This is a genomic window from Streptomyces sp. SX-6, assembly GCF_059089585.1.
Genome location: NZ_JBTHHU010000018.1, coordinates 58,914 through 79,996, shown reverse-complemented (window position 1 = coordinate 79,996; position 21,083 = coordinate 58,914). Strand labels below are relative to the sequence as shown.

Below are 21,083 nucleotides of genomic sequence, written 5' to 3'. Positions count from 1 at the left end.
CGGTCACCGCCTCGCCGCACGCTGCACCCGCACGGACAGGACCGGCTCCCGGGCGAGCCCCAACTGCCGTACCTGGTCGGCCAGTACGGCGTCGACGTCCGCCCTCACGTCGGCCAGGTCGCGGAAGTGGGAGTCCGCGCGGATCCGGATGACGCGGCGGCCCACGTCGGCCCGTACGGACCGCACCCCGGCCACCTCCGTCACCCGGTCGCGGAGCACGAGCGCCACCGCCCTGCGGTCGATGCCGGCCCGTACGTCGGGCGTCCCGCGCCGCATCGGCAGGATGCCCCGCAGCCCGGGCGTGGCCGCCAGCACGATCAGCCAGGCGCCCAGCAGCACGGCCGCCACGGCGCCGCCGATGATCCAGCCGTCGCCGAGCGGACGGGTGGCCAGCTCATGGGCGAGCCGCCGGCGCCAGCCCATGGCGGGGCGCTCCGCCCGTACCGACGCCACGTCGTAGAGGAAGATCCCGGAGACGCACAGCACCGCAACGGCGGCCAGCGCCGCGGGCACGCGCCGGGCCGACCAGAAGCGGCGGGCGCGTTGCGGAGGGGGCTTCTCCAACGACACGGGCGACATGGGCGACTCGGGCCCGCTCATCGCACCCGCTCCGCGCCCGCGCGGTCCGTGTACGGCGAGTGCAGCCGCTCCACCGTGATCACCACCTCCGGCACCGTCATGCCCGCCAACGCCCCGAGCCGCTCGGCGACTTGGCGGCGTACGGCACGGCACCTGGCGCCGATGTCCGTCGGATAACCGAGCTCCACGGAAAGGCGTACCCGCGCGGAGCCGTCGTGCACGACCACGGACGCGTGAGGAGGTGCATGGCCCTCCCCGGCCGCGTCCGCGAGCGCCTCGCGCGCCGCCTGCGAGGCGATCTTCGCCACGACGCGGTCGGCGATGTGCGTGGCCCCGCGCTCGGCGGGCTCCACGGCGTGCGCCTCCCCCATCTCCTACCGCCGCCGTCCGCGCTCGCGGTCCCGGTCACGGCCGCTGTCCCGATCCCGGTCGCGGTCCCGGTCGCGCGGCCGGAAGAAGTCGCCGGGCTCGAGGTCCCCGTCGAGGAACCGGCCCGCGACGAACCCGATGGCGCCCAACGCCGCCACCAGCAGAAAAGCCCCGAAGCCGCCGAAGTACCCGGCGAATCCGAGCGCCATGCCGGCAATCAGCCCGACCACCGCCATGCTCATGCGATCCTCCATGGTCCGGCCCCCTGCCTGTCACTGGGTCCGCTCGGTCACTGGATCCTCGGCGCCGGTTCTTCCTCCTCCTCGTCCGGCAGCTTGACGTCGCTGACGGCGATGTTGACCTCGACGACCTCCAGGCCGGTCATGCGCTCCACCGCCGTGATGACGTTTTCCCGCACGGCGCGGGCCACATCCGCGATGGCCACCCCGTAATCCACGACGATCTCCAGATCGAGCGCGGTCTGGACCTCGCCGACCTCCGCCTTCACCCCGCGCGTCAGCGACCTGCCGCCGGGCACGCGGTCGCGGACGGCGCCGAAGGTGCGGGCGAGGCCGCTGCCCATGGCATGGACGCCGAGCACCTCGCGGGCCGCGAGCCCGGCGATCTTCTCGACGACGCCGTCGGCGATGGTGGTGCGGCCGCGGTCGGCGGGCGGGACCGGGGGCTCCTTGGCCGGGCCCTCCGGGCCGCCCGCCTTCTCGGCCCGGTTCTGCCGCGGGGTGTCGGTCATGGTCGATCGCCTCTCTTCCGATGGGAAGGAAAAACGTTCAACGGTCCTTTTGACACCTTAGGCCCTGGCGGGCCGATGTTCGCGGGCTTGTGCGGCCGACCGGGGCCGCCGGGCTCGTTACCGCTCGACGCCCGCCAGATCACGCAACCGGCGGGCCTGGGCCGCGCGTTCGGCTTCCCGCTGCTCCTCGTACGTGCGGCCGGAGGCACCCCGCAGCAGGGCCTTGGTCTCGATGACCGCGTCGCGCGGTGCGGCCAGCAGGGCTGCGGTCAAGTCGTCCGTGGCCGCGGCGAGTTCGGAGACCGGCACGACGATGTTGGCCAGGCCGATCCGTTCGGCCTCGGCCGCGTGGACGAAGCGCCCGGTGGCGCAGATCTCCAGCGCCCGGGCGTACCCGACCAGGGACACGAGCGGGTGCGTACCGGTGAGGTCGGGGACCAGGCCCAGGCTGGTCTCGCGCATCGCGAACTGCGCGTCGTCCGCGCACACCCGCAGATCGCAGGCGAGCGCGAGCTGGAAGCCCGCACCGATCGCATGGCCCTGCACCGCGGCTATGGAGACGAGGTCATTGCGCCGCCACCACGTGAACGCCTCCTGGTACGCGGCGATTTCCGCGTCCAGCGCCTCGTCCGAACCGCGCGCCAGATCGAGGAACGACGGCTCGCCCGGGAAGCCCTCGGGCGTGAACGCCTGCCGGTCGAGGCCCGCGGAGAAGGACTTGCCCTCGCCGCGGAGCACCGCGATCCGTACGTTCCCCGGCAGCAGCCGCCCCGCCTCGGTCAGTGCCCGCCACAGGGCGGGCGACTGGGCGTTGCGCTTCGCGGCGTTGGTGAGCGTGATCGTGGCGACCGTGTCATCCACGGTGAGCCGTACGCCGTCCTGGTCGAGCAGGGCCCTGGGGCCGGTCATGGGAGCCTCCGAATCGGCTGCAGTCGCTCTTATGTGACTGCACAGTAACCACCCGGCCGGCGGCTGGGCCGACCGGGTGGCACTGCCCATACGTGCTCGGACAGGCGCGCGACGTCAGACCGAAGCGGCCTTCTTGCCGCGTGTTGCTCCGCCGCGACCCCGCAAGACCACGCCGGATTCGGTGAGCATCCGATGAACGAAGCCATAGGAGCGGCCGGTCTCTTCGGCCAGCGCCCTGATGCTCGCACCGGAGTCGTACTTCCTCTTCAGGTCTGCCGCGAGCTTCTCGCGCGCGGCGCCGGTCACCCGGCTGCCCTTCTTCAGAGTCTCGGCCACCCGTGCCTCCTCGTGGGAGATGCGCCTTTGGCTCTCATGATCACCCCTAGCCGGGATCCTGGCCACCCATTCGGCAAGGTCGATGACAGAAGGTTTCCGCCCGGCCGCCCGACGAGGGCCCCGGGAACAGGCGATTCCAGCGCTTTTGAACCGTACGGCCGTACGGGTGGCGGGACGAAGTGGCAGGTCAGGGGTGACCTGGGAGGCGCAGGAGCAAACGGAGGCCGCCGCTCGGCGCGGTGCGTGCGCCGGAGCGTTCTGCCACACCGGGGTATGAGCCCTTCTCACTCAGATGAAGGATCACACATCGGCCGAATGATCGGGACCGTACCGATCAAGCGCTCCGATCGGGCGCTGTGCCAGGGCGCAGCGCCCGGGCGCACCGGTCAGGCGCACCGGTCAGGCGAGGGCGACCAGATCCGCGTAGTCCGGGCCCCACAGGTCCTCGATGCCGTCCGGGAGCAGGATGATGCGCTCGGGCTCGAGGGCGTCGACCGCGCCCTCGTCGTGCGTGACCAGCACCACCGCGCCCGTGAAGGTGCGCAGGGCGCCGAGGATCTCCTCGCGGCTGGCGGGGTCGAGGTTGTTGGTGGGCTCGTCCAGCAGCAGGACGTTGGCGGACGAGACGACCAGCGTGGCCAGGGCGAGGCGGGTCTTCTCGCCGCCGGAGAGGACGCCCGCGGGCTTGTCGACGTCGTCGCCGGAGAACAGGAAGGAGCCCAGGACCTTGCGGACCTCGACCAGGTCCAGGTCGGGTGCGGAGGAGCGCATGTTCTCCAGGACCGTGCGGTCCGGGTCGAGCGTCTCGTGCTCCTGCGCGTAGTAGCCCAGCTTGAGCCCGTGTCCCGGGGAGACCTTGCCCGTGTCGGGCTTCTCGGTACCGGCGAGCAGGCGCAGCAGCGTGGTCTTGCCGGCGCCGTTGAGGCCGAGGATGACGACGCGGGAGCCCCTGTCGATGGCCAGGTCGACGTCGGTGAAGATCTCCAGCGAGCCGTAGGACTTGGACAGCCCCTCGGCCATCAGCGGGGTCTTGCCGCAGGGCGCGGGATCGGGGAAGCGGAGCTTGGCGACCTTGTCGGAGACGCGCGCGGCCTCCAGGCCGGACAGCAGCCTCTCGGCGCGGCGGGCCATGTTCTGCGCGGCGACGGTCTTGGTGGCCTTGGCGCGCATCTTGTCGGCCTGGGCGTTGAGGGCGGCGGCCTTCTTCTCCGCGTTCTGCCGCTCGCGCTTGCGGCGCTTCTCGTCGGCCTCGCGCTGCTGCTGGTAGAGCTTCCAGCCCATGTTGTAGACGTCGATCACCGAGCGGTTGGCGTCGAGGTAGAAGACCTTGTTGACGACGGTCTCGACGAGGTCGACGTCGTGGGAGATGACGATGAAGCCGCCGCGGTAGGTCTTGAGGTAGTCGCGCAGCCAGACGATGGAGTCGGCGTCGAGGTGGTTGGTGGGCTCGTCCAGCAGCAGGGTGTCGGCGTCCGAGAAGAGGATGCGGGCGAGCTCGACGCGGCGGCGCTGGCCGCCGGAGAGGGTGTGCAGCGGCTGGGTCAGGATGCGGTCGGGCAGGCCGAGGCTGGCGGCGATGGTCGCGGCCTCCGACTCGGCGGCGTAACCGCCCTTGGTGAGGAACTCCGTCTCCAGGCGCTCGTACCTCTTCATCGCCTTTTCGCGGGTGGCGCCCTTGCCGTTCGCCATCCGGTCCTCGTTCTCGCGCATCTTGCGCAGCACGGAGTCCAGACCGCGGGCGGAGAGGATCCGGTCGCGGGCGAGCACGTCGAGGTCGCCGGTGCGCGGGTCCTGCGGGAGGTAGCCGACCTCGCCGGAGCGGGTGATGGTGCCGGAGGCGGGGATGCCCTCGCCGGCCAGGCACTTGGTGAGGGTGGTCTTGCCGGCTCCGTTGCGGCCGACGAGGCCGACGCGGTCGCCCTTGGCGATGCGGAAGCTGGCCGATTCGATGAGGACGCGTGCGCCGGCGCGCAGCTCGATGCCGGTGGCGGTGATCAAGGGAACTACTCCTGGGCAGGGTGGACGGCGGGGACGGGGGCGCGAGGAGCCGCGCGCGGAGCGCGGGCGACGCCGTCTAATCCGCGAGGAGAGAAACCATGAAGACGATTCTAACGGTGCGCTGCAACCGGTTTTCCGGGCGCGGACCCCGGGCAGTGGCTCTCGGCAGCCGGTACCGCCCGCGTCGGGAGGGAATCGGGAAGGAAAAGGCGCGTAAGGGATCATTCACGGATACTCGGGGTGAAGGGCCCTGAGCAGAGCGGCGCGGACAGGCGCGGAGAGGCGGAGGGCACATGCAGTTCGACGACGATGCGGATCTGGACACCTCGCAGGTGATCGACGAGCGGGGCAGCCGCATCCCCGGCGGCGGGCTGACGGTCGGCGGCGGGATCGTGGGACTGCTCGTCCTGGCAGCGGGGCTCTTCTTCGGCATCGGCCCGCAGGAGCTGGGGCTGAGCTCGGGAGAACAGAGCCCGCAGGCGAGCGCGAGCACCGACTCGCAGGTCTCCCAGAGCTGCAAGAAGGGCAAGGACGCCAACACCCGGGAGGACTGCCGCATCGTCGCCGTCGTCAACAGCGCCCAGGACTTCTGGAAGCAGGAGTTCGCCCGCCGCGGCAAGACCTACAGCCCCGCGCAGACCAAGCTCTTCACCGACCGCACCACCACGGCCTGCGGGCCCGCCACCTCGGCCGTCGGCCCGTTCTACTGCCCCGGTGACCACCGGGTCTATCTGGACCTGGGGTTCTTCAACGAGCTGAGGAGCAAGTTCGGCGCGCACGGCGGCCCGTTCGCCGAGGCGTACGTCGTGGCCCACGAGTACGGGCACCACATCCAGAACCTGGCCGGCACGCTCGCCCGCTCCCAGGACCGCAGGACGGGCGCGAACAGCAACTCGGTCAAGGTCGAGCTCCAGGCCGACTGCTACGCGGGGGTCTGGGCCCACCACGCGACCACGACGCCCGACAAGTCCGGCCGGACGCTGCTCAAGCAGCTGAACCAGGCCGACATCAACGACGGCCTGTCCGCCGCCTCGGCGGTCGGCGACGACCGCATCCAGGAGAAGTTCCAGGGCAAGGTGACGCCCGAGAGCTGGACCCACGGCTCGGCCGCCCAGCGGCAGCAGTGGTTCACCACCGGGTACAGGACGGGTGACGTCAAGAGCTGCGACACCTTCCGCTAGCTGTCAGCGCACGAGAGAGGTGACCGCCATGCCGGAGGTCCATGTGGCGAGACCGACGATCTGCCCGACGCTGCTGTACGAGGACGCGAAGGCGGCGGTCGAGCAGCTGATCACGGCGTTCGGCTTCACGCAGTCGGCGTACTACGAGAGCGAGGACGGCACCGTCCTGCACGCCGAACTGGTCCACGGCAACGGCATGGTGATGGTCGGCTCCGCGGGCCGGGGCGGGGCGTTCGCCCAGGCCATGGAGGGCCGCGGGCCCGCCGGGATCTATGTCGTCGTCGAGGACGCCGACGCCCACTGCGCACGGGCCCGGCAGCACGGCGCGGAGATCGTGACCGAGCCCACGGACCAGGAGTACGGCTCCCGCGACTACCTCGCCCGGGACGTCGGCGGCAACCTGTGGAGCTTCGGCACGTACGCCCCGTCCGGCCCGGAGGTCAGCGGCTGACCTCCGGGCGGGCGCGACGGGCGGGCGGGACCGCGTCAGCTGCCGCCCCGGTGCACCTGGAACGCCGCCCGGCGCATGGCCTTGGCGAGCGCCGGGTCGGGGTGCGCCGCGGCCAGGGCCACGAGCACCTGCACGGTGCGGGGGTGCCCCACGGCCCGTACCTCGTCGAGCAGGCCGGGCACCGTGCCCTGGACGGCCGAGTCGAGGTGGCGGACCAGCAGCATGCTCTCCCCGTGGTCGGCGACGGCGGCCGCGGTGTCCACCCACAGCCAGGTCGCCTCTTCCCGGGTGAGCGCCTCCGCCGCCTCCTCCGGGTCGTGCCCCTCCTGCTCGGCGAGCCACAGCAGGGCGTACGGGCGCAGGCACGGCTCGCCGACGGCGGCGCGCACGGCGGGCTCGGCGGGCGCGCCCACCGCCCGCAGCGCCTCGAAGGCGAGGCCCCGGACGAGGGCGTCGTCGCCCCGGGCGGCGTCCAGCAGCTCGCCGACGGCGCTGCGCACGGGGCGGGCGGCGAGCCAGGCCCGGTACTCGGCGCGGGCCGGTCCGGGGCTGAGGTCGGCGCAGCCGCGCAGCATGGCCTCGGCGGCGAGCTCGATGTTGCCGGCGGGGCTCTGGGCGGCCACGCAGATCTGCTCGAGCTTGACCCACACCGCCCAGTTGCCGAGCGGGGTCAGCACGGCGGCGCCGTCGCGCATGCTGAGCGCGCCCACCGAGGCGAGGCCCTCGAGCGCCCAGCCGAGGAGCTCGGCGAGCGGGTCGCCGTTGTCCGGGGCGGGACCGCTCACAGGGGCTCTGTCGGGCGGCGGGCAGGCGTCGTACGGGATCTCGCAGCGCTCGGCGCGGATCTCGGCGACGCGCTGCTGGAGCAGGTCGAGGAGCATCGCGACCGTGACGGGGCCCGCCGAGAGGTGCATGACGGACAGCAGCTGGGGAGCCGCCTCGACCACCTCGGCGGCGACCGTCGGGTCGGTGCCGGCGGGCTCGGGGTGGGCGAGGGACCACGCGTCGAAGAGGGCGACCCAGCCGCGCAGCACCGCGCTGTCGTCGCGGTCCCAGGCGGTCAGCCGCCAGCCGGGACGGGCGGTGTCCCCGTGCAGTTCGAGGAGCCCGGCGAGGCGGGCCCGGTCCCAGTCGGCCCGCACCTGGCGGGCCGTCAGCCCCAGGGCTCCGGCGGCCCGCTCGGCCTCGGCCGCGCCGAATCCGCCGGCCGAACCGGGCAGCGGCAGGACGCCGCGGGCGCACTCGTCGGCCGCCCAGCGGGCCAGCCGGACCGCGCCGGCGAGCCCCGTTCTGGCCTGCCGGGCGAGTTCCGGGCGGGACGGGGTGCCGACCGGCGGGCGTGGTGCCGGCCGGGAACCTCGGTTCGCCACGGCCCTGCGGGCGGCGGCGATCGGTTGTCGGGGAACGAGTCTGAGCCGGGAGTCGCGCGGAGTACGGGACGTCACAAGAGCAGTCTTGCCGTTCACGCTCCGAAAACCCAATCGGAATCGACGATGCAGCCGGCCGGGCCCCTGGTCGGGACCGGAAAGGGGCCGGGTGGGGACCGGGCAGGGGCCTACATGAGCGGCGTCAGGAAGCGGCGCAGGGCCTCTTCGTAGCGGTGCGGATCCGCGTTCCACATCGCCGCGTGCGGGGCCTCGCGCACCGTGCTCAGGCCGACGAGGTCCGGGCGGCGCGCGGCGAGTTCGCGCGAGTGCCGCCAGGGCGCGACGGCGTCGTCGGGCCCGTGCAGGATCAGGACGGGGACGGACAGAGCGGCGGGGTCGGTGGCGGCGAGCAGCACGTCGGGGTCGAGGCCGGCCCGGTGCCGGGCCGCGTGCACGGCCCAGGGCAGCAGCATCCGGGGCACCCGGTGCCGGGCGAGGGCGCGCAGCGCGACCGGCCAGTCGAGCACCGGGGAGTCGAGGACGAGCCCGCTGACGCGGTGGCTGAGCGGGGAGTTGCGGGCGGCCAGCAGCGCCATGGTGGCGCCGGTCGACCAGCCGTGCAGGACCACCCGGCGGGCGCCGCCCCGCACGGCGTGGCCGATGGCGGCGTCGAGGTCGTGCCACTCCTCGGCGCCGAGCCGGCCGATGCCGTCCAGCGCGGGCGGCGCCCCGGGGTCGCCCCGGTGGGCGGGGGCGAGCACGGGGAGCCGCATGCGCTGGAGGAACGGCAGGACGACCATGGGGTGCTCGCGGGTGGTGCCCAGGCCGTGCATCGCGATGACCCAGGTGTCGCGGACGCCCGGCACGAACCAGGCGGGCAGCGGCCCGAGTTCGCCCTCCACCTCGACGTCGGTGTGGTCGATGCCGAGGGCGGTGTGCGGGTCGCCCGCGTGGACCTGCGGGGTGAGCCAGACCCGTACGCCCTGCTCGAGGGCGCCATGGGTGACGCGCACCAGGTGCCTTACGACGCGGTCGTGGGGGTGCGAGATGTCCGCGACGACGGGTCCGACGATCGCGTGCAGGTCGTGCCCGACGAGCCCGTAGGTGCCCGGGCGCACCGAGGCCGGGGTGCGGCTGAGGGTGACGGTGTCCGCGTCGGTGGCGTGGACGGTGAGCCGGGGCTCGCCGGGCAGCGGCCTGCCGGGCGGGAACCTCAGCGCAGCGTCACCGGCGTACCGCCCGGCGGCCAGCGCTGCCGCCCCGGCGCCGATCACGGTGGCGGCTGTCGTGGCCGCCTTGCGCAGGGACATCCGTTCCAGTGTCGGCTCGGTGCCGGGGATCGGCCAGCGGGGGCCTCAGCCGTGCTGCCCGTACCCGCTAGCCGTGCTGCCCGTACCCGCTCAGCCTGGCGGCGGCGTCGTCGAGCTGGGCGGCGGTCAGCAGCGCCGGGCCGCGGCCGGGGAGCGCGGAGGCGGCGAGCCAGACGCGGCACATCCACTCCAGCTGGGCGGTGCGGTCGTAGGCCTGGTCGAGGGTCGCGCCGTGGGTGATCATGCCGTGGTTGCGCAGCAGGCAGCCGGTGCGTCCGTCGAGGGCGCGCAGCGCGGCCTCGGCCAGTTCCCCGGAGCCGTACGGGGCGTACGGGGCGACGCGGACGGGGCCGCCGAGCGCGGCGGTCATGTAGTGGACGGGCGGCACCTCGTCGACGAGCAGGGAGACGGCCGTCGCGTGGACCGCGTGGGTGTGCACGACGGCGGCGGCATCGGTCGTGCGGTAGACGGCGAGGTGCAGGGGCAGTTCGCTGGTGGGGACGAGCTCGCCGAACCGCGGGCTGCCGTCGAGGCCGACGCCGACGGCGTCGTCCGGGCCGAGCCGGTCGTAGGGGACGCCGCTGGGCGTGACGAGGATCACGTCTCCGACACGGGCGGACACATTGCCGGAGGTGCCCACCACCAACCCGTCGGAGACGGTGCGACGCGCTGTGGCCAGCACTTCTGCCCATACCTCGCGGATCCGCTCGTGCTCCGTGTGCGCCTTCATCGGTAACTGCCTCCGGTTCGCGTCATCGTCGAGCCTGCATCAGTTCACCTTCCGTTCACCCACGGTCCCTACGGTCGCCGCGTACTGACCACCGGACTGATTGCCTGGGTGAATGGAACACATCACGCTTCTCATCGGGATCGTGATCGTCACGGCCTTGGTGTTCGACTTTACGAACGGCTTCCACGACACGGCCAACGCGATGGCCACCACCATCTCCACCGGGGCTCTCAGGCCCAAGACCGCGGTGGCGATGTCGGCGGTGCTCAACCTCGTCGGTGCGTTCCTCTCCGTGGAGGTCGCCAAGACGATCTCCGGGGGCATCATCGACGAGAGCGCGGGGATCAGACCGGAAGTGATCTTCGCCGGACTGGTCGGCGCGATCGTCTGGAACCTGCTGACGTGGCTGGCGGGTCTGCCCTCCAGCTCCTCGCACGCGCTCTTCGGCGGCCTGATCGGCGCGACGCTGGTCTCGGTCGGCACCCACGGCGTCCACGGTGACGCCGTCGTCATGAAGGTCCTCGTCCCGGCGGTGGCCGCCCCGATCGTGGCCGGCGTCGCCGCCACGGCCGCCACCCGCCTCACCTACCGGCTGGCCCGGGGCCGCGACGAGCGGGAGACGGCCAAGGGCTACCGCGCCGGGCAGATCGCCTCGGCCGCCCTGGTCTCGCTGGCCCACGGCACCAACGACGCGCAGAAGACCATGGGCGTGATCACCCTCGCGCTGGTCACCGGCGGCGTCGTCGCCCCGCACTCCGACCCGCCGCTGTGGGTCGTCGTCTCCGCGGGCCTCGCCATCGCGGCCGGCACCTACCTGGGCGGCTGGCGCATCATCCAGACCCTCGGCAAGGGCCTCACCGACATCAAGCCGGCGCAGGGCTTCGCCGCCCAGACCGGTGCCGCGACCGTGATCCTCGCCTCCTCGCACATCGGCTTCGCGCTCTCCACCACCCAGGTCTGCTCGGGCGCGGTCATGGGCGCCGGCCTCGGCCGCAAGGGCGGCGTGGTCCGCTGGTCCACCGCGGGCCGCATGGTCATCGCCTGGTGCCTGACCCTCCCGGCCGCGGGCCTCGTCGCCGCCGGTGCCGCGCTCCTCGCCGACCGGGGCACCTGGGGCGTCACCGCGGTCGCCGTGCTGGGCCTCGCCGTCTCCGGTGCGATCTGGCTGGCCTCGCGCCGCAAGCCGGTCACGCACGACACCGTCAACACCGTCGACGCGACCGAGCCCGCCCCGGCCGAGCCGGTGGGCGTGGTGACCGCCGCGCTCAAGACCGTCGCCCCGCCGCCGGCGGGCCCGACGGCCGCCGCTCCCGCCCCCGCTCCCGCCCCCGAGCCCGCCGCCGCGGCGAGCTGATCGGAGAACCGTCATGCACATCGACTGGGCGGCCTTCGGCCAGGTCTTCGGCATCAGCCTCGTGATGACCGTCGGGCTGGTGGGCCTCTTCACCCTAGGCATCGTCGGCACCACCTCCCGCGCGACCGCGCTCGCCCGCACCGGTGCGTACGCGTCCTACGCCGTGTGCGCGGCAGCGGTGGGGTACGGGATCTTCCTGATCGTCGGCTGATCTCTCTTCTCCTCTCCTTCTTATGGCCCGGGGTTACTGCCCCGGGCCATTGCTTTGGGAACGAACCCCAGCTCAGACCGAGTTGACGGCCCCTCGCGGGCCGTGGTGGACTTCCGAGGCCAAACGGCGACAGCGCAGAGGAAGCCGGTGAGAATCCGGCGCGGTCCCGCCACTGTCACCGGGGAGCGCACCCCTCGCGCACATCCGGGAGCCAGGAACTCTGGTCGCCGGTCACGTCGAACCAGGGCGCGGACCCTGAGTGAGGACCGAAGCCATGCCCGGCCGCCGCCGACCACTGCCCAGCGCATCCCGCCGCCCCTTCGAGGCGTTGACGGCGGTCTGACCCGATGCGCGCCGAACACCTCGCTTCCGTGTACGGCACCGCGCTCGGCTTCCTCGGCGATCTCGTTCTCGGCGACCCCCGCCGCGGCCACCCCGTGGCCGCCTTCGGCCGGGCCGCCCACGCCGCCGAGCGCCTGCTGTGGCGCGACCACCGCGGGCACGGCGCCCTGCACACGCTGCTGTGCGCGGGCGGCGCCGTCGCCGGTGCCGGGCTGCTGACCCGTGCCGTACGCACCTCCCGCACCGCGGACACCGCCCTGACCGCCGCCGCCACCTGGGCCGTCCTCGGCGGCACCTCGCTGGGCCGCGAGGCCCGCGCCGTGGGCCGGGCCCTCGAGGCCGGCGACCTCGCGGCCGCCCGCGAGCGGCTCCCGCACCTGTGCGGCCGCGATCCGCAGTCCCTCGACGAGCAGCAGATCGCCCGCGCGGTGGTGGAGTCCGTCGCCGAGAACACCTCCGACGCCGTCGTCGGCGCCCTCGTGTGGGGCGCCGTCGCCGGGACGCCCGGGCTGGTGGGCTTCCGCGCGGTCAACACCCTCGACGCCATGGTCGGTCACAAATCCCGCCGGTACCGCCGCTTCGGCTGGGCCGCCGCCCGTCTCGACGACGTCGCCGGCTGGCCCGGCGCCCGGCTGACCGCCGCCCTCGCCGTCCTCGCGGGCCCCGACCCGCGCGGCGCCTGGCGCGTGGCCCGCCGCGACGCCCGGCACCACCCGAGCCCCAACGCCGGTCCCGTCGAGGCCGCCTTCGCCGGCGCCCTGGGCATACGCCTCGGCGGCACCCTCGCCTACGCGGGCCGCGTCGAGCACCGGCCCGTCCTGGGCGCGGAGAACCGCCCGGTCGCGGTGTCCGACATCGAGCGCGCGGTACGGCTGTCGCGGCGCGTCTCGGTCCTGGCCCTCGGCGTCGCGATGACAGGACGCACAGCGGGCCTCACAGTGGGCAGCTTCTTCCGGAGGGGGAACCATGGCTGAATTCGGCTTCGGCGGAGGCCTGCTGGTGGCGGGCACGACCTCGGACGCGGGCAAGAGCGTGGTGACCGCCGGCATCTGCCGGTGGCTCGTCCGCCAGGGCGTCAAGGTCGCGCCCTTCAAGGCCCAGAACATGTCGCTGAACTCGTTCGTGACGCGGGAAGGCGCGGAGATCGGGCGCGCCCAGGCCATGCAGGCCGCTGCCGCCCGCGTCGAGCCGACGGCCCTGATGAACCCCGTCCTGCTCAAGCCCGGCGGCGACCGCAGCAGCCAGGTGGTGCTGATGGGCAAGCCGGTCGGCGAGTTGAGCGCCCGCGGCTACCATGCGGGGCGCCAGGAGCAGCTGTTCGGCACCGTCACCGAGTGCCTCGCCGAACTGCGCCGCACGCACGACGCGGTGATCTGCGAGGGCGCGGGCAGCCCCGCCGAGATCAACCTGCGCCGTACGGATATCGTCAACATGGGCATCGCGCGGGCCGCGCGGCTCCCGGTCGTCGTGGTCGGCGACATCGACCGCGGCGGGGTCTTCGCCTCCTTCTTCGGCACGACCGCCCTGCTGTCCCGCGAGGACCAGGAGCTCATAGCGGGCTACCTGGTCAACAAGTTCCGCGGCGACGTCTCCCTGCTGGAGCCGGGCCTGGAGATGCTGCGCGGCCTCACGGGCCGGCGTACGTACGGCGTGCTGCCGTTCGCCCACGGCCTCGGCATCGACGAGGAGGACGGGCTCCGGGTCTCCCTGCGGGGTGCGGTACGCGAATCGGTCGTCGCCCCGCCGCACGGGCGCGACATCCTGCGCGTCGCCGTGTGCGCGGTCCCGCTGATGTCCAACTTCACGGACGTGGACGCGCTCGCCGCGGAACCGGGCGTCGTCGTACGGTTCGTCGACCGCCCCGAGGAGCTTGCCGATGCCGACCTGGCCGTGGTCCCGGGCACGCGCGGTACGGTGCGCGCCCTGGCGTGGCTGCGCGAGCGCGGCCTCGCGGACGCGCTCGCGCACCGCGCGGCGGAGGGCCGCCCGGTGCTGGGCATCTGCGGCGGCTTCCAGGTGCTGGGCGAACGCATCGACGACGAGGTCGAGTCGAGGGCCGGTGTGGTGGAGGGGCTCGGCCTGCTGCCGGTACGGATCCGCTTCGCGGTGGACAAGACCCTGGCCAGGCCGGTGGGTTCCGCGCTCGGCGAGCGCGTCGAGGGCTACGAGATCCACCACGGGGTGGCCGAAGTCCTTGATGGGGAACCGTTCTTGGACGGCTGCCGGGTCGGCTCGGTCTGGGGCACGCACTGGCACGGCTCCCTGGAGAGCGACGGCTTCCGCCGCGCGTTCCTCCGCCGCGTGGCGGACCAGGCGGGCCGGGCGTTCGTGCCCGCCCCCGACACGAGCTTCGGCGCTCTGCGCGAGGAGCAGCTGGACCGGCTCGGCGATCTGATCGAGGAGCACGCGGACACGGGTGCGCTGCTGAAGCTGATCGAGGGCGGGGTGCCGACCGGCGCCCCCTTCATTCCGCCGGGTGCGCCGTGAGGGGCGGCGGGGGAAGCTCGCCCCGGTCCCACCCTTTCACCGTTTCCCGGGGCTCCACCCCCGGACCCCGCTTCTGGGGCTGCGCCCCAGACCCCGCTTGTCGCGGCTCCGCCGCTCGTCCTCAAGCGCCGGACGGGCTGGAATTGCGTGCCCACGCCGGATTTCGCGCTTGCGCTGAAATCCGACGCAAGCGCGAAAAACCAGCCCGGCCCGGCACCATTCAGCCCGTCCGGCGTTTGAGGACCAACGCGGCGAAGCCGCGTTGCGGGAGCCCAGGGGGCATAGCCCCCGGACAACCGCGCGAAGCGCGGGTCCCGGGGGCCCGGGGGCTTGCCCCCGGAGGAAACGGTGAAAGGGCGGGACCGGGGCACAACTCCCCACCCCCCAGCCCCAGCAATCCGCACCGCATCACCACCACAAGGAGGAACCAGCCAATGTCCTCACCCACCTACCCCTTCACCGCCGTCGTCGGCATGGAGGACATGCGGCTGGGGCTGCTGCTCAACGCCATCTCCCCCGCCATCGGCGGCGTCCTCGTCCGCGGCGAGAAGGGGACCGCCAAGTCCACGGCCGTACGCGCCCTTTCCGCACTGCTCCCCGAGATCGACGTCGTCGCGGACTGCCGGTTCGCGTGTGACCCGGCGGCGCCGGACCCGGCCTGCCCGGACGGCCCGCACGCGGACACCCCGCACGACACCCGCCCGGCCCGCATGGTCGAGCTCCCCGTCGGCACGTCCGAGGACCGCCTCGTCGGCTCGCTCGACATCGAACGGGCGCTGGCCGACGGCGTGAAGGCCTTCGAACCCGGCCTCCTGGCCCACGCCCACCGGGGCATCCTCTACGTCGACGAGGTCAACCTGCTCGGCGACCACCTCATCGACTCGCTCCTCGACGCCGCCGCCATGGGCGCGTCCCACGTCGAACGCGAAGGCGTCTCCGTCCGCCACTCCGCCCGCTTCCTCCTCGTCGGCACCATGAACCCCGAGGAAGGCGAGCTCCGCCCCCAACTCCTCGACCGCTTCGGGCTGACCGTCGAGGTCGCCGCCTCCCGCGAGGCGGACGAGCGCGTCGAGGTGGTCCGCCGCAGGCTCGCCTACGACGAGGACCCGGCGGCCTTCGCCGCCAAGTGGGCGGCGGAAGAGGACGCGTTGCGCGAGCGCATCGCCGCCGCGCGCGCCCTGCTGCCGCGCGTACGGCTCGGCGACGGCGCGCTGCGCCGGATCGCCGCCGTCTGCGCGGAGTTCGAGGTGGACGGCATGCGCGGCGACATCGTCACCGCCCGCACGGCCACCGCCCTGGCCGCCTGGGCGGGCCGTACGGACGTCACCACCGAGGACGTCCGCCAGGCCGCCCTCCTCGCCCTCCCCCACCGCCGCAGGCGCGCGCCCTTCGACGCCCCCGGGCTCGACGAGGACAAACTCGACGACATCCTCGACCAGTTCGAGGACGAGAACCCCGAACCGGACGGCCCGGACGACGACCCGCACGACCCGCACGACCCGCAAGGCGGCCCCGACGGCGGCGGCCGGCCCCCGCAGCAGCCCGGCGACGGCACCCCCGACGTACCGTCCCAGCGCGAGGAACCCTCCCCCCAAGGCGACCCCGGCACCGGCACAGCCCCCGAGGAAGCCCCTCCCGTCGCCGCGGCGGAGCCGTTCCGCACGCGGAAGTTCGACGTACCCGGCCTCGGCGAGGGCGCCGCGGGCCGCCGTTCCCGCGCGCGTACCGCCCACGGCCGCACCACCGGGGCCCGGCGCCCCCAAGGCGCCCTCACCAGGCTGCACTTGGCGGCCACCGTACAAGCGGCCGCCCCGCACCAGCGGGCCCGCGGCCGCGCCGGGCGCGGGCTGATCGTCCGCAGGGACGACCTGCGCGAGGCGGTCCGCGAGGGCCGCGAGGGCAACCTCGTCCTGTTCGTCGTCGACGCGTCCGGCTCGATGGCGGCCCGCAAGCGCATGGGCGCCGTGAAGGGCGCGGTGCTCTCCCTCCTCCTCGACGCGTACCAGCGCCGGGACAAGATCGGGATGATCACCTTCCGCGGATCGGAGGCCCAGGTCGCACTACCACCCACCTCATCCGTGGACGCGGGCGCGGCGCGCCTCGAGAAGCTGCCGACCGGCGGCCGTACCCCGCTCGCCGCCGGCCTGCTCCAGGCGCACGAAGTCCTGCGCGTGGAGCGGCTGCGCGACCCGTCCCGCCGCCCGCTGCTCGTCGTGGTGACGGACGGACGGGCCACCGGCGGCCCGGACCCGCTCCCCCGCGCCCGGCGCGCCGCGCGACTGCTCGCGGGCGAGGGCATCGCCTCGGTGATCGTGGACTGCGAGTCCGGCCCCGTACGCCTCGGCCTCGCGGCCGAGCTCGGCCGCGAACTGCGCGGCCCCGTCGTCACCCTCGACGAACTCCGCGCGGACAACGTCTCCGCGCTCGTACGGACCGCAACCGCCGCCAGGAAGGCCGCATAATGCCGCAGGGACAGCCGACCGTCGTACCCGACGACGGGCTCACCACCCGCCAACGCCGCAACCGTCCCCTCGTCTTCGTCCACACGGGCACGGGCAAGGGCAAGTCCACCGCCGCCTTCGGCCTGGCGCTCCGCGCCTGGAACCAGGGCTGGCCCATCGGGGTGTTCCAGTTCGTCAAGTCGGCCAAGTGGAAGGTCGGCGAGGAACGGGCCCTGCGCGTGCTCGGCGACTCCGGCGAGGGCGGCACGGTGGCGTGGCACAAGATGGGCCAGGGCTGGTCCTGGGTGCAGCGTGACATCACCTCCAGCGAGGAGGCGGCCCGCGAGGGCTGGGAACAGGTCAAGCGCGACCTGGCTGCGGAGACCTATCGCCTCTACGTCCTCGACGAGTTCGCGTACCCGATGCACTGGGGCTGGATCGACACGGACGAGGTCGTCTCCGTCCTGCGCGACCGCCCCGGCACCCAGCATGTGGTCATCACCGGCCGCAACGCCCCCGAGAAGCTGGTCGACTTCGCCGACCTGGTGACGGATATGACCAAGGTCAAGCACCCCATGGACACGGGGCAGAAGGGCCAGCGAGGCATCGAGTGGTAGGGGTGACAGCGCACGTACCGCGTCTGGTCATCGCCGCCCCGGCCTCCGGCAGCGGCAAGACCACCGTGGCCACGGGACTGATGCGGGCGTTCACGGACGCCGGCCTGGCCGTCTCCCCGCACAAGGTCGGTCCCGACTACATCGACCCGGGCTACCACGCCCTCGCCACGGGGCGGCCGGGCCGCAACCTGGACGCGTACATGTGCGGCCCGGACCAGATCGCTCCACTGTTCCTGCACGGCGCGACCGGCTGCGATCTCGCCGTCGTCGAGGGCGTGATGGGGCTGTACGACGGGGCGAGCGGCCAGGGCGAACTCGCCTCGACCGCACACGTCGCGAAGCTGCTCCGCGCCCCCGTCGTCCTGGTCGTCGACGCGTCCTCCCAGTCCCGCTCCGTGGCGGCCCTGGTGCACGGCTTCGCGTCCTGGGACCCGGAGGTACGGGTCGCGGGCGTCATCCTCAACAAGGTCGGCTCGGACCGCCATGAGGCGCTGCTGCGCGAGGCGTTGGACGAGTCGGGCGTACCGGTGCTGGGCGCACTGCGCCGCACCGAGGGCCTGCACACGCCCAGCCGCCACCTGGGCCTGATCCCGGTGGCGGAGCGCGACGCCGAGGCACTCGACGCGGTGGCCGCACAGGCGGCGCAGGTACGGGCAGGCTGCGACCTCGAGGCCCTGCTGGCCCTCGCCCGCACCGCTCCCCCGGTACCGGGCCCGGCATGGGAGCCGCCCGTTACCCGGTCCCGCTCAACCCCCGTGATCGCGGTGGCCGGCGGCCCGGCGTTCACCTTCTCCTACGCCGAGCACACGGAACTGCTGACGGCCGCAGGCGCGGAGGTCGTCCCCCTCGACCCGCTTCACGACGAGGCACTCCCGCCGGGCACCGCCGGTCTGGTGATCGGCGGCGGCTTCCCCGAGGTGTACGCCCCCGAGCTGTCCGCGAACGAGCCGCTGCGCACGGCGGTTTCGGCCCTCGCGGCGAGCGGCGCCCCGGTGGTGGCGGAGTGCGCGGGCCTGCTGTACCTCTCCCGCTCCCTGGACGGCAAGCCGATGTGCGGGGTCCTGCCCGTGGACGCCCGTATGTCACCGCGCCTGACACTCGGCTACCGGGAGGCGGTGGCCCTCACCGACAACTCCCTTGCCGCAGCCGGTACTCGCGTACGCGGCCACGAGTTCCACCGCACCGTGACGGACCCGCCCGCGGGCCCGTCCCCGGCCTGGGGCATGACACACCCCGAGCGCCGTGTCGAGGGCTTCGCGCAGGGCGGCGTCCACGCGTCCTACCTCCACCTGCACTGGGCGGGCGCACCGGAGCTGGCCCGGCGCCTGGTGACCAGCGCGGCGGAGCGCCTCGCTACCGCCCGAACTCGCCCGTAACGAGCGGACCTTCAACGGCCGGACGCCGCGCAGGCACCCCGCCTGCGCGGCACGAAGGCGGTCAATACCGGGTGACACGCCACATCTGGTTGTTCCCGCCCCAGTACGTCCAATTGTGCACGTTGGCGTTGTTGATGTTTCCGGCGCGCGTGTCCACGTCCAGCGCCTTGTCGTTGTGATGCGCGATCACGGCGGACCAGCCGTCGCCGATGTCGTCCAGCCGCCACATCTGATTCCGGCCCTGCCAGCAGTGATAAAGGTGGACGTTGCCGCCGAAGTCACCGTTGGCACCGCGGGTATCGACGTCCAAGCACATATTGGAGTTGAACACGGGGTGGACGTAGTAGTAGCCGCCACCCGCGCTCTCGAACGTCCAGCGCTGGTAGTTGTCGCCCACACAGTCCCATTGCCGGAAGTGGGAGTACTCCTCCCCGCCCGCGACGTCCAGGCATCTGCCGCTCCAGCGGGACGTGAACCGGTACTCCGCGCCGGGCTGCGGTTGCCAGCTTGCGGATCTGGTGCCCTGGGACGACGCGTCGGCGACTGTGGTCGTGCCCAGTACAGAAGCCAGCGCTGTCACAATGACAGGGAGCCAATGGCGAGCGCGCATGACTCTTCCCCTTCTGTCGGTTCCGTCGTCGTGGTTTCCACTCCGGGCCCCTCACTCACCCGGACAACGTGATGCTGCTCCAGCCACGGGTCGTGGCAGTACCCCCAGAAGATGGGGTTGCGCGGGCTACGCTCAGCCGTCGTTGCGGTAATGGCTGAGGGAAACGGTCACCGAACCCCCGTCGGGCACGGCTTCCACCAGCCGCACGATCACGACGTCGCGGTTGTCGGGGCTGCGGACGCAGAAGGGGCGGTCTTTGAGTTCGCCGAAGTCCAGCGAGGTCGCCGCGTTGCTGCGGATCCCCGCGAGGCACCCGCCGAGGGTCAGGCTGTCGCCGGGAGCGATGAAGGCGTCGCTGTCCTCGGGGACCGTGAACGCGGTGGCCGTACGTGCCAGGTACCAGGCGGCGCTGGACTCCGGAACGACCTTGCCGTTCGACAGGTCGAACTCGTAACCCGTATCCGGTGACGTCAGTTCGACACCCGCGTATCCCGGGCTGTACGCGTCTTCAGGCGCTCCCTCCGCCTGCCCGGATCCGGCGGACGATCCCGCGTCCCCTGGGGGGTAGTCGAAGTAGTAGACCGCCCCGCCGCCGAGCAGCAGGGCGGCGACCACCGTCGGCACGAGCCATCGAACGAGTCTCCGCCCGCGGCGGGTTGGGGCCGGAGGCGAAGAAGAAAGACTGGGCCCCGTAGCGGTGACGGTGGGCTGTGCGTGGGCCGCCCCGGGCGATGAGGCCGGTTCGCCATGGCGGGCGAGCTCGGTACGGACGGCGGTCGGCAGCCATCCATCGGTGAAGCGCATCTGGGCGCCCACGGCGGGGTGGGCCCGCACGGCCTCGATCAGTGCGCTGGTGGTGGGCCGTACGGCGGGGTCCTTTGCCAGGCACTGTCCCAGCAGGTCGTGCAGTGCGACGGGTACCCGGGTGAGGTCGGGCTGCTCATGGACCGCCCGGTACAGGGATATGGATTCGGGGCAGTCGCCGAAGGGTGGTGCGCCGCCTGCGGCGTACACGGCCAGCGCGCCGAGCGCGAAAACGTCGGTGGCCGGTGTGACGGGCTGCCCCAGGGCCTGCTCGGGTGCCATGAAGGCGGGCGTACCGACCCGCAGGCCGGCGCTGGTGAGCGCGACGGCATCGGCGGCACGCGCGATGCCGAAGTCGATCACCCGGGGGCCGTCGGCGGCGACCAGTACATTGGCGGGCTTGAGATCACGGTGGACCACACCGGCGCCATGGATCGACTGAAGGGCTTCCGCGATGCCCGCCATGAGCAGGAGCACGGTCTGCACCGGCAGCGGACCGTGCCGGCGGAGCACCTCGTGCAGCGAGGGCGCCGCGACATAGGCCGTCGCCAGCCACGGCGTCACGGCGTCGACGCCCGCGTCGACGACCTCGGCGGTGTACAGGCCGTGGATGCGGCGGGCGTTGGCCACTTCCTGTGCGAACCGGTGACGGAACTCGGGGTCGTCGGCGAGTTCCGGCCGTACGACCTTGAGGGCCACCGGCCGGCCGCCCGGTGTGTACGCCAGGTAGACATGCCCCATTCCGCCCGATCCGAGCCTGGCATGCAGCCGGTACCCGCCGATCTCCTCCGGGTCGCCGGCGGCCAGGGCCGCGACGGTGGGCAGCGCACCAGGATGATCTGTGGTCATGCTGTGGCTCT

At 73.1% G+C, this 21,083-nt stretch carries 21 protein-coding genes and 1 riboswitch; of the genes, 9 read left to right on the top strand and 12 right to left on the bottom strand.

Annotated features, from left to right (window positions below; genetic code table 11):
- Positions 1-3 precede the first annotated feature (3 nt).
- The 7 genes from ACV530_RS21940 to ACV530_RS21910 all read right to left on the bottom strand — a co-directional run bounded on the left by ACV530_RS21940 (position 4) and on the right by ACV530_RS21910 (position 4,942).
- On the bottom strand, positions 4-600 hold the full coding sequence (locus ACV530_RS21940) for a DUF6286 domain-containing protein (RefSeq protein ID WP_494334286.1): 597 nt from the start codon (positions 598-600) through the stop codon (positions 4-6).
- Positions 597-950, bottom strand: a complete 354-nt coding sequence (locus ACV530_RS21935; protein ID WP_494334285.1) for an Asp23/Gls24 family envelope stress response protein — start codon at positions 948-950, stop codon at positions 597-599. Before ACV530_RS21935 ends, ACV530_RS21940 begins: the two co-directional genes overlap by 4 nt.
- A 3-nt stretch (positions 951-953) precedes the next feature.
- Positions 954-1,190, bottom strand: coding sequence for a hypothetical protein (locus ACV530_RS21930; RefSeq protein WP_494334284.1), 237 nt, complete (start codon positions 1,188-1,190; stop codon positions 954-956).
- Positions 1,191-1,237: 47 nt separating this feature from the next.
- Positions 1,238-1,699, bottom strand: a complete 462-nt coding sequence (locus ACV530_RS21925) for an Asp23/Gls24 family envelope stress response protein (RefSeq protein ID WP_494334283.1) — start codon at positions 1,697-1,699, stop codon at positions 1,238-1,240.
- 117 nt (positions 1,700-1,816) lie between these two features.
- Positions 1,817-2,608, bottom strand: coding sequence for an enoyl-CoA hydratase/isomerase family protein (locus ACV530_RS21920; RefSeq protein WP_494334282.1), 792 nt, complete (start codon positions 2,606-2,608; stop codon positions 1,817-1,819).
- Positions 2,609-2,722: 114 nt separating this feature from the next.
- On the bottom strand, positions 2,723-2,944 hold the full coding sequence (locus ACV530_RS21915) for a helix-turn-helix domain-containing protein (protein ID WP_344436970.1): 222 nt from the start codon (positions 2,942-2,944) through the stop codon (positions 2,723-2,725).
- A gap of 399 nt (positions 2,945-3,343) precedes the next feature.
- Complete coding sequence (locus tag ACV530_RS21910) at positions 3,344-4,942, bottom strand: ABC-F family ATP-binding cassette domain-containing protein (protein WP_494334281.1); 1,599 nt, start codon at positions 4,940-4,942, stop codon at positions 3,344-3,346.
- Positions 4,943-5,235: 293 nt separating this feature from the next.
- Here ACV530_RS21910 and ypfJ point away from each other — a divergent pair, with 293 nt between their 5' ends.
- Entirely contained in the window at positions 5,236-6,123 is an 888-nt protein-coding gene (gene ypfJ / locus ACV530_RS21905) for a KPN_02809 family neutral zinc metallopeptidase (RefSeq protein WP_494334280.1), read from the top strand.
- 28 nt (positions 6,124-6,151) lie between these two features.
- On the top strand, positions 6,152-6,574 hold the full coding sequence (locus tag ACV530_RS21900) for a VOC family protein (RefSeq protein ID WP_494334279.1): 423 nt from the start codon (positions 6,152-6,154) through the stop codon (positions 6,572-6,574).
- 35 nt (positions 6,575-6,609) lie between these two features.
- Here ACV530_RS21900 and ACV530_RS21895 read toward each other — a convergent pair whose 3' ends face one another.
- From ACV530_RS21895 to ACV530_RS21885, 3 genes are all read right to left on the bottom strand, one after another.
- Entirely contained in the window at positions 6,610-8,019 is a 1,410-nt protein-coding gene (locus ACV530_RS21895; protein ID WP_494334278.1) for a hypothetical protein, read from the bottom strand.
- 110 nt (positions 8,020-8,129) lie between these two features.
- Entirely contained in the window at positions 8,130-9,251 is a 1,122-nt protein-coding gene (locus tag ACV530_RS21890; RefSeq protein WP_494334277.1) for an alpha/beta hydrolase family protein, read from the bottom strand.
- Between the two features lie 67 nt (positions 9,252-9,318).
- Positions 9,319-9,981: a class II aldolase/adducin family protein gene (locus tag ACV530_RS21885; protein ID WP_494334276.1), complete on the bottom strand. Its 663-nt coding sequence runs from the start codon at positions 9,979-9,981 to the stop codon at positions 9,319-9,321.
- Between the two features lie 112 nt (positions 9,982-10,093).
- Between ACV530_RS21885 and ACV530_RS21880 the strand changes: the two genes are divergently transcribed.
- The 7 genes from ACV530_RS21880 to ACV530_RS21850 all read left to right on the top strand — a co-directional run bounded on the left by ACV530_RS21880 (position 10,094) and on the right by ACV530_RS21850 (position 18,809).
- Complete coding sequence (locus tag ACV530_RS21880) at positions 10,094-11,335, top strand: inorganic phosphate transporter (protein WP_494334275.1); 1,242 nt, start codon at positions 10,094-10,096, stop codon at positions 11,333-11,335.
- A gap of 13 nt (positions 11,336-11,348) precedes the next feature.
- A complete protein-coding gene (locus ACV530_RS21875) occupies positions 11,349-11,546 on the top strand; it encodes a hypothetical protein (RefSeq protein ID WP_494334274.1) in 198 nt (65 codons plus the stop codon).
- 137 nt (positions 11,547-11,683) lie between these two features.
- Positions 11,684-11,767: riboswitch (cobalamin riboswitch) on the top strand.
- A 126-nt stretch (positions 11,768-11,893) separates the two neighbouring features.
- A complete protein-coding gene (locus ACV530_RS21870) occupies positions 11,894-12,862 on the top strand; it encodes a cobalamin biosynthesis protein (protein ID WP_494334273.1) in 969 nt (322 codons plus the stop codon).
- The gene (locus ACV530_RS21865) at positions 12,855-14,375 is read left to right on the top strand and encodes a cobyric acid synthase (protein ID WP_494334272.1); all 1,521 of its coding nucleotides are present in this window, start codon (positions 12,855-12,857) and stop codon (positions 14,373-14,375) included. The genes ACV530_RS21870 and ACV530_RS21865 overlap by 8 nt, the downstream gene beginning before the upstream one ends.
- A 434-nt stretch (positions 14,376-14,809) precedes the next feature.
- Positions 14,810-16,837: a putative cobaltochelatase gene (locus tag ACV530_RS21860; RefSeq protein WP_494334271.1), complete on the top strand. Its 2,028-nt coding sequence runs from the start codon at positions 14,810-14,812 to the stop codon at positions 16,835-16,837.
- A complete protein-coding gene (cobO, locus tag ACV530_RS21855; protein ID WP_494334270.1) occupies positions 16,837-17,433 on the top strand; it encodes a cob(I)yrinic acid a,c-diamide adenosyltransferase in 597 nt (198 codons plus the stop codon). The genes ACV530_RS21860 and cobO overlap by 1 nt, the downstream gene beginning before the upstream one ends.
- Positions 17,434-17,435: 2 nt before the next feature.
- Positions 17,436-18,809, top strand: coding sequence for a cobyrinic acid a,c-diamide synthase CobB (locus tag ACV530_RS21850; protein WP_494334269.1), 1,374 nt, complete (start codon positions 17,436-17,438; stop codon positions 18,807-18,809).
- A gap of 61 nt (positions 18,810-18,870) precedes the next feature.
- On the opposite strand, the gene ACV530_RS21845 is transcribed toward ACV530_RS21850, so the two are convergent.
- Both ACV530_RS21845 and ACV530_RS21840 read right to left on the bottom strand, forming a co-directional pair.
- Positions 18,871-19,419: an RICIN domain-containing protein gene (locus ACV530_RS21845; protein WP_494334268.1), complete on the bottom strand. Its 549-nt coding sequence runs from the start codon at positions 19,417-19,419 to the stop codon at positions 18,871-18,873.
- A gap of 132 nt (positions 19,420-19,551) precedes the next feature.
- Positions 19,552-21,072 (bottom strand): serine/threonine-protein kinase, encoded by a 1,521-nt coding sequence (locus ACV530_RS21840; protein WP_494334267.1) that lies wholly within the window; start codon positions 21,070-21,072, stop codon positions 19,552-19,554.
- Positions 21,073-21,083: the final 11 nt, after the last annotated feature.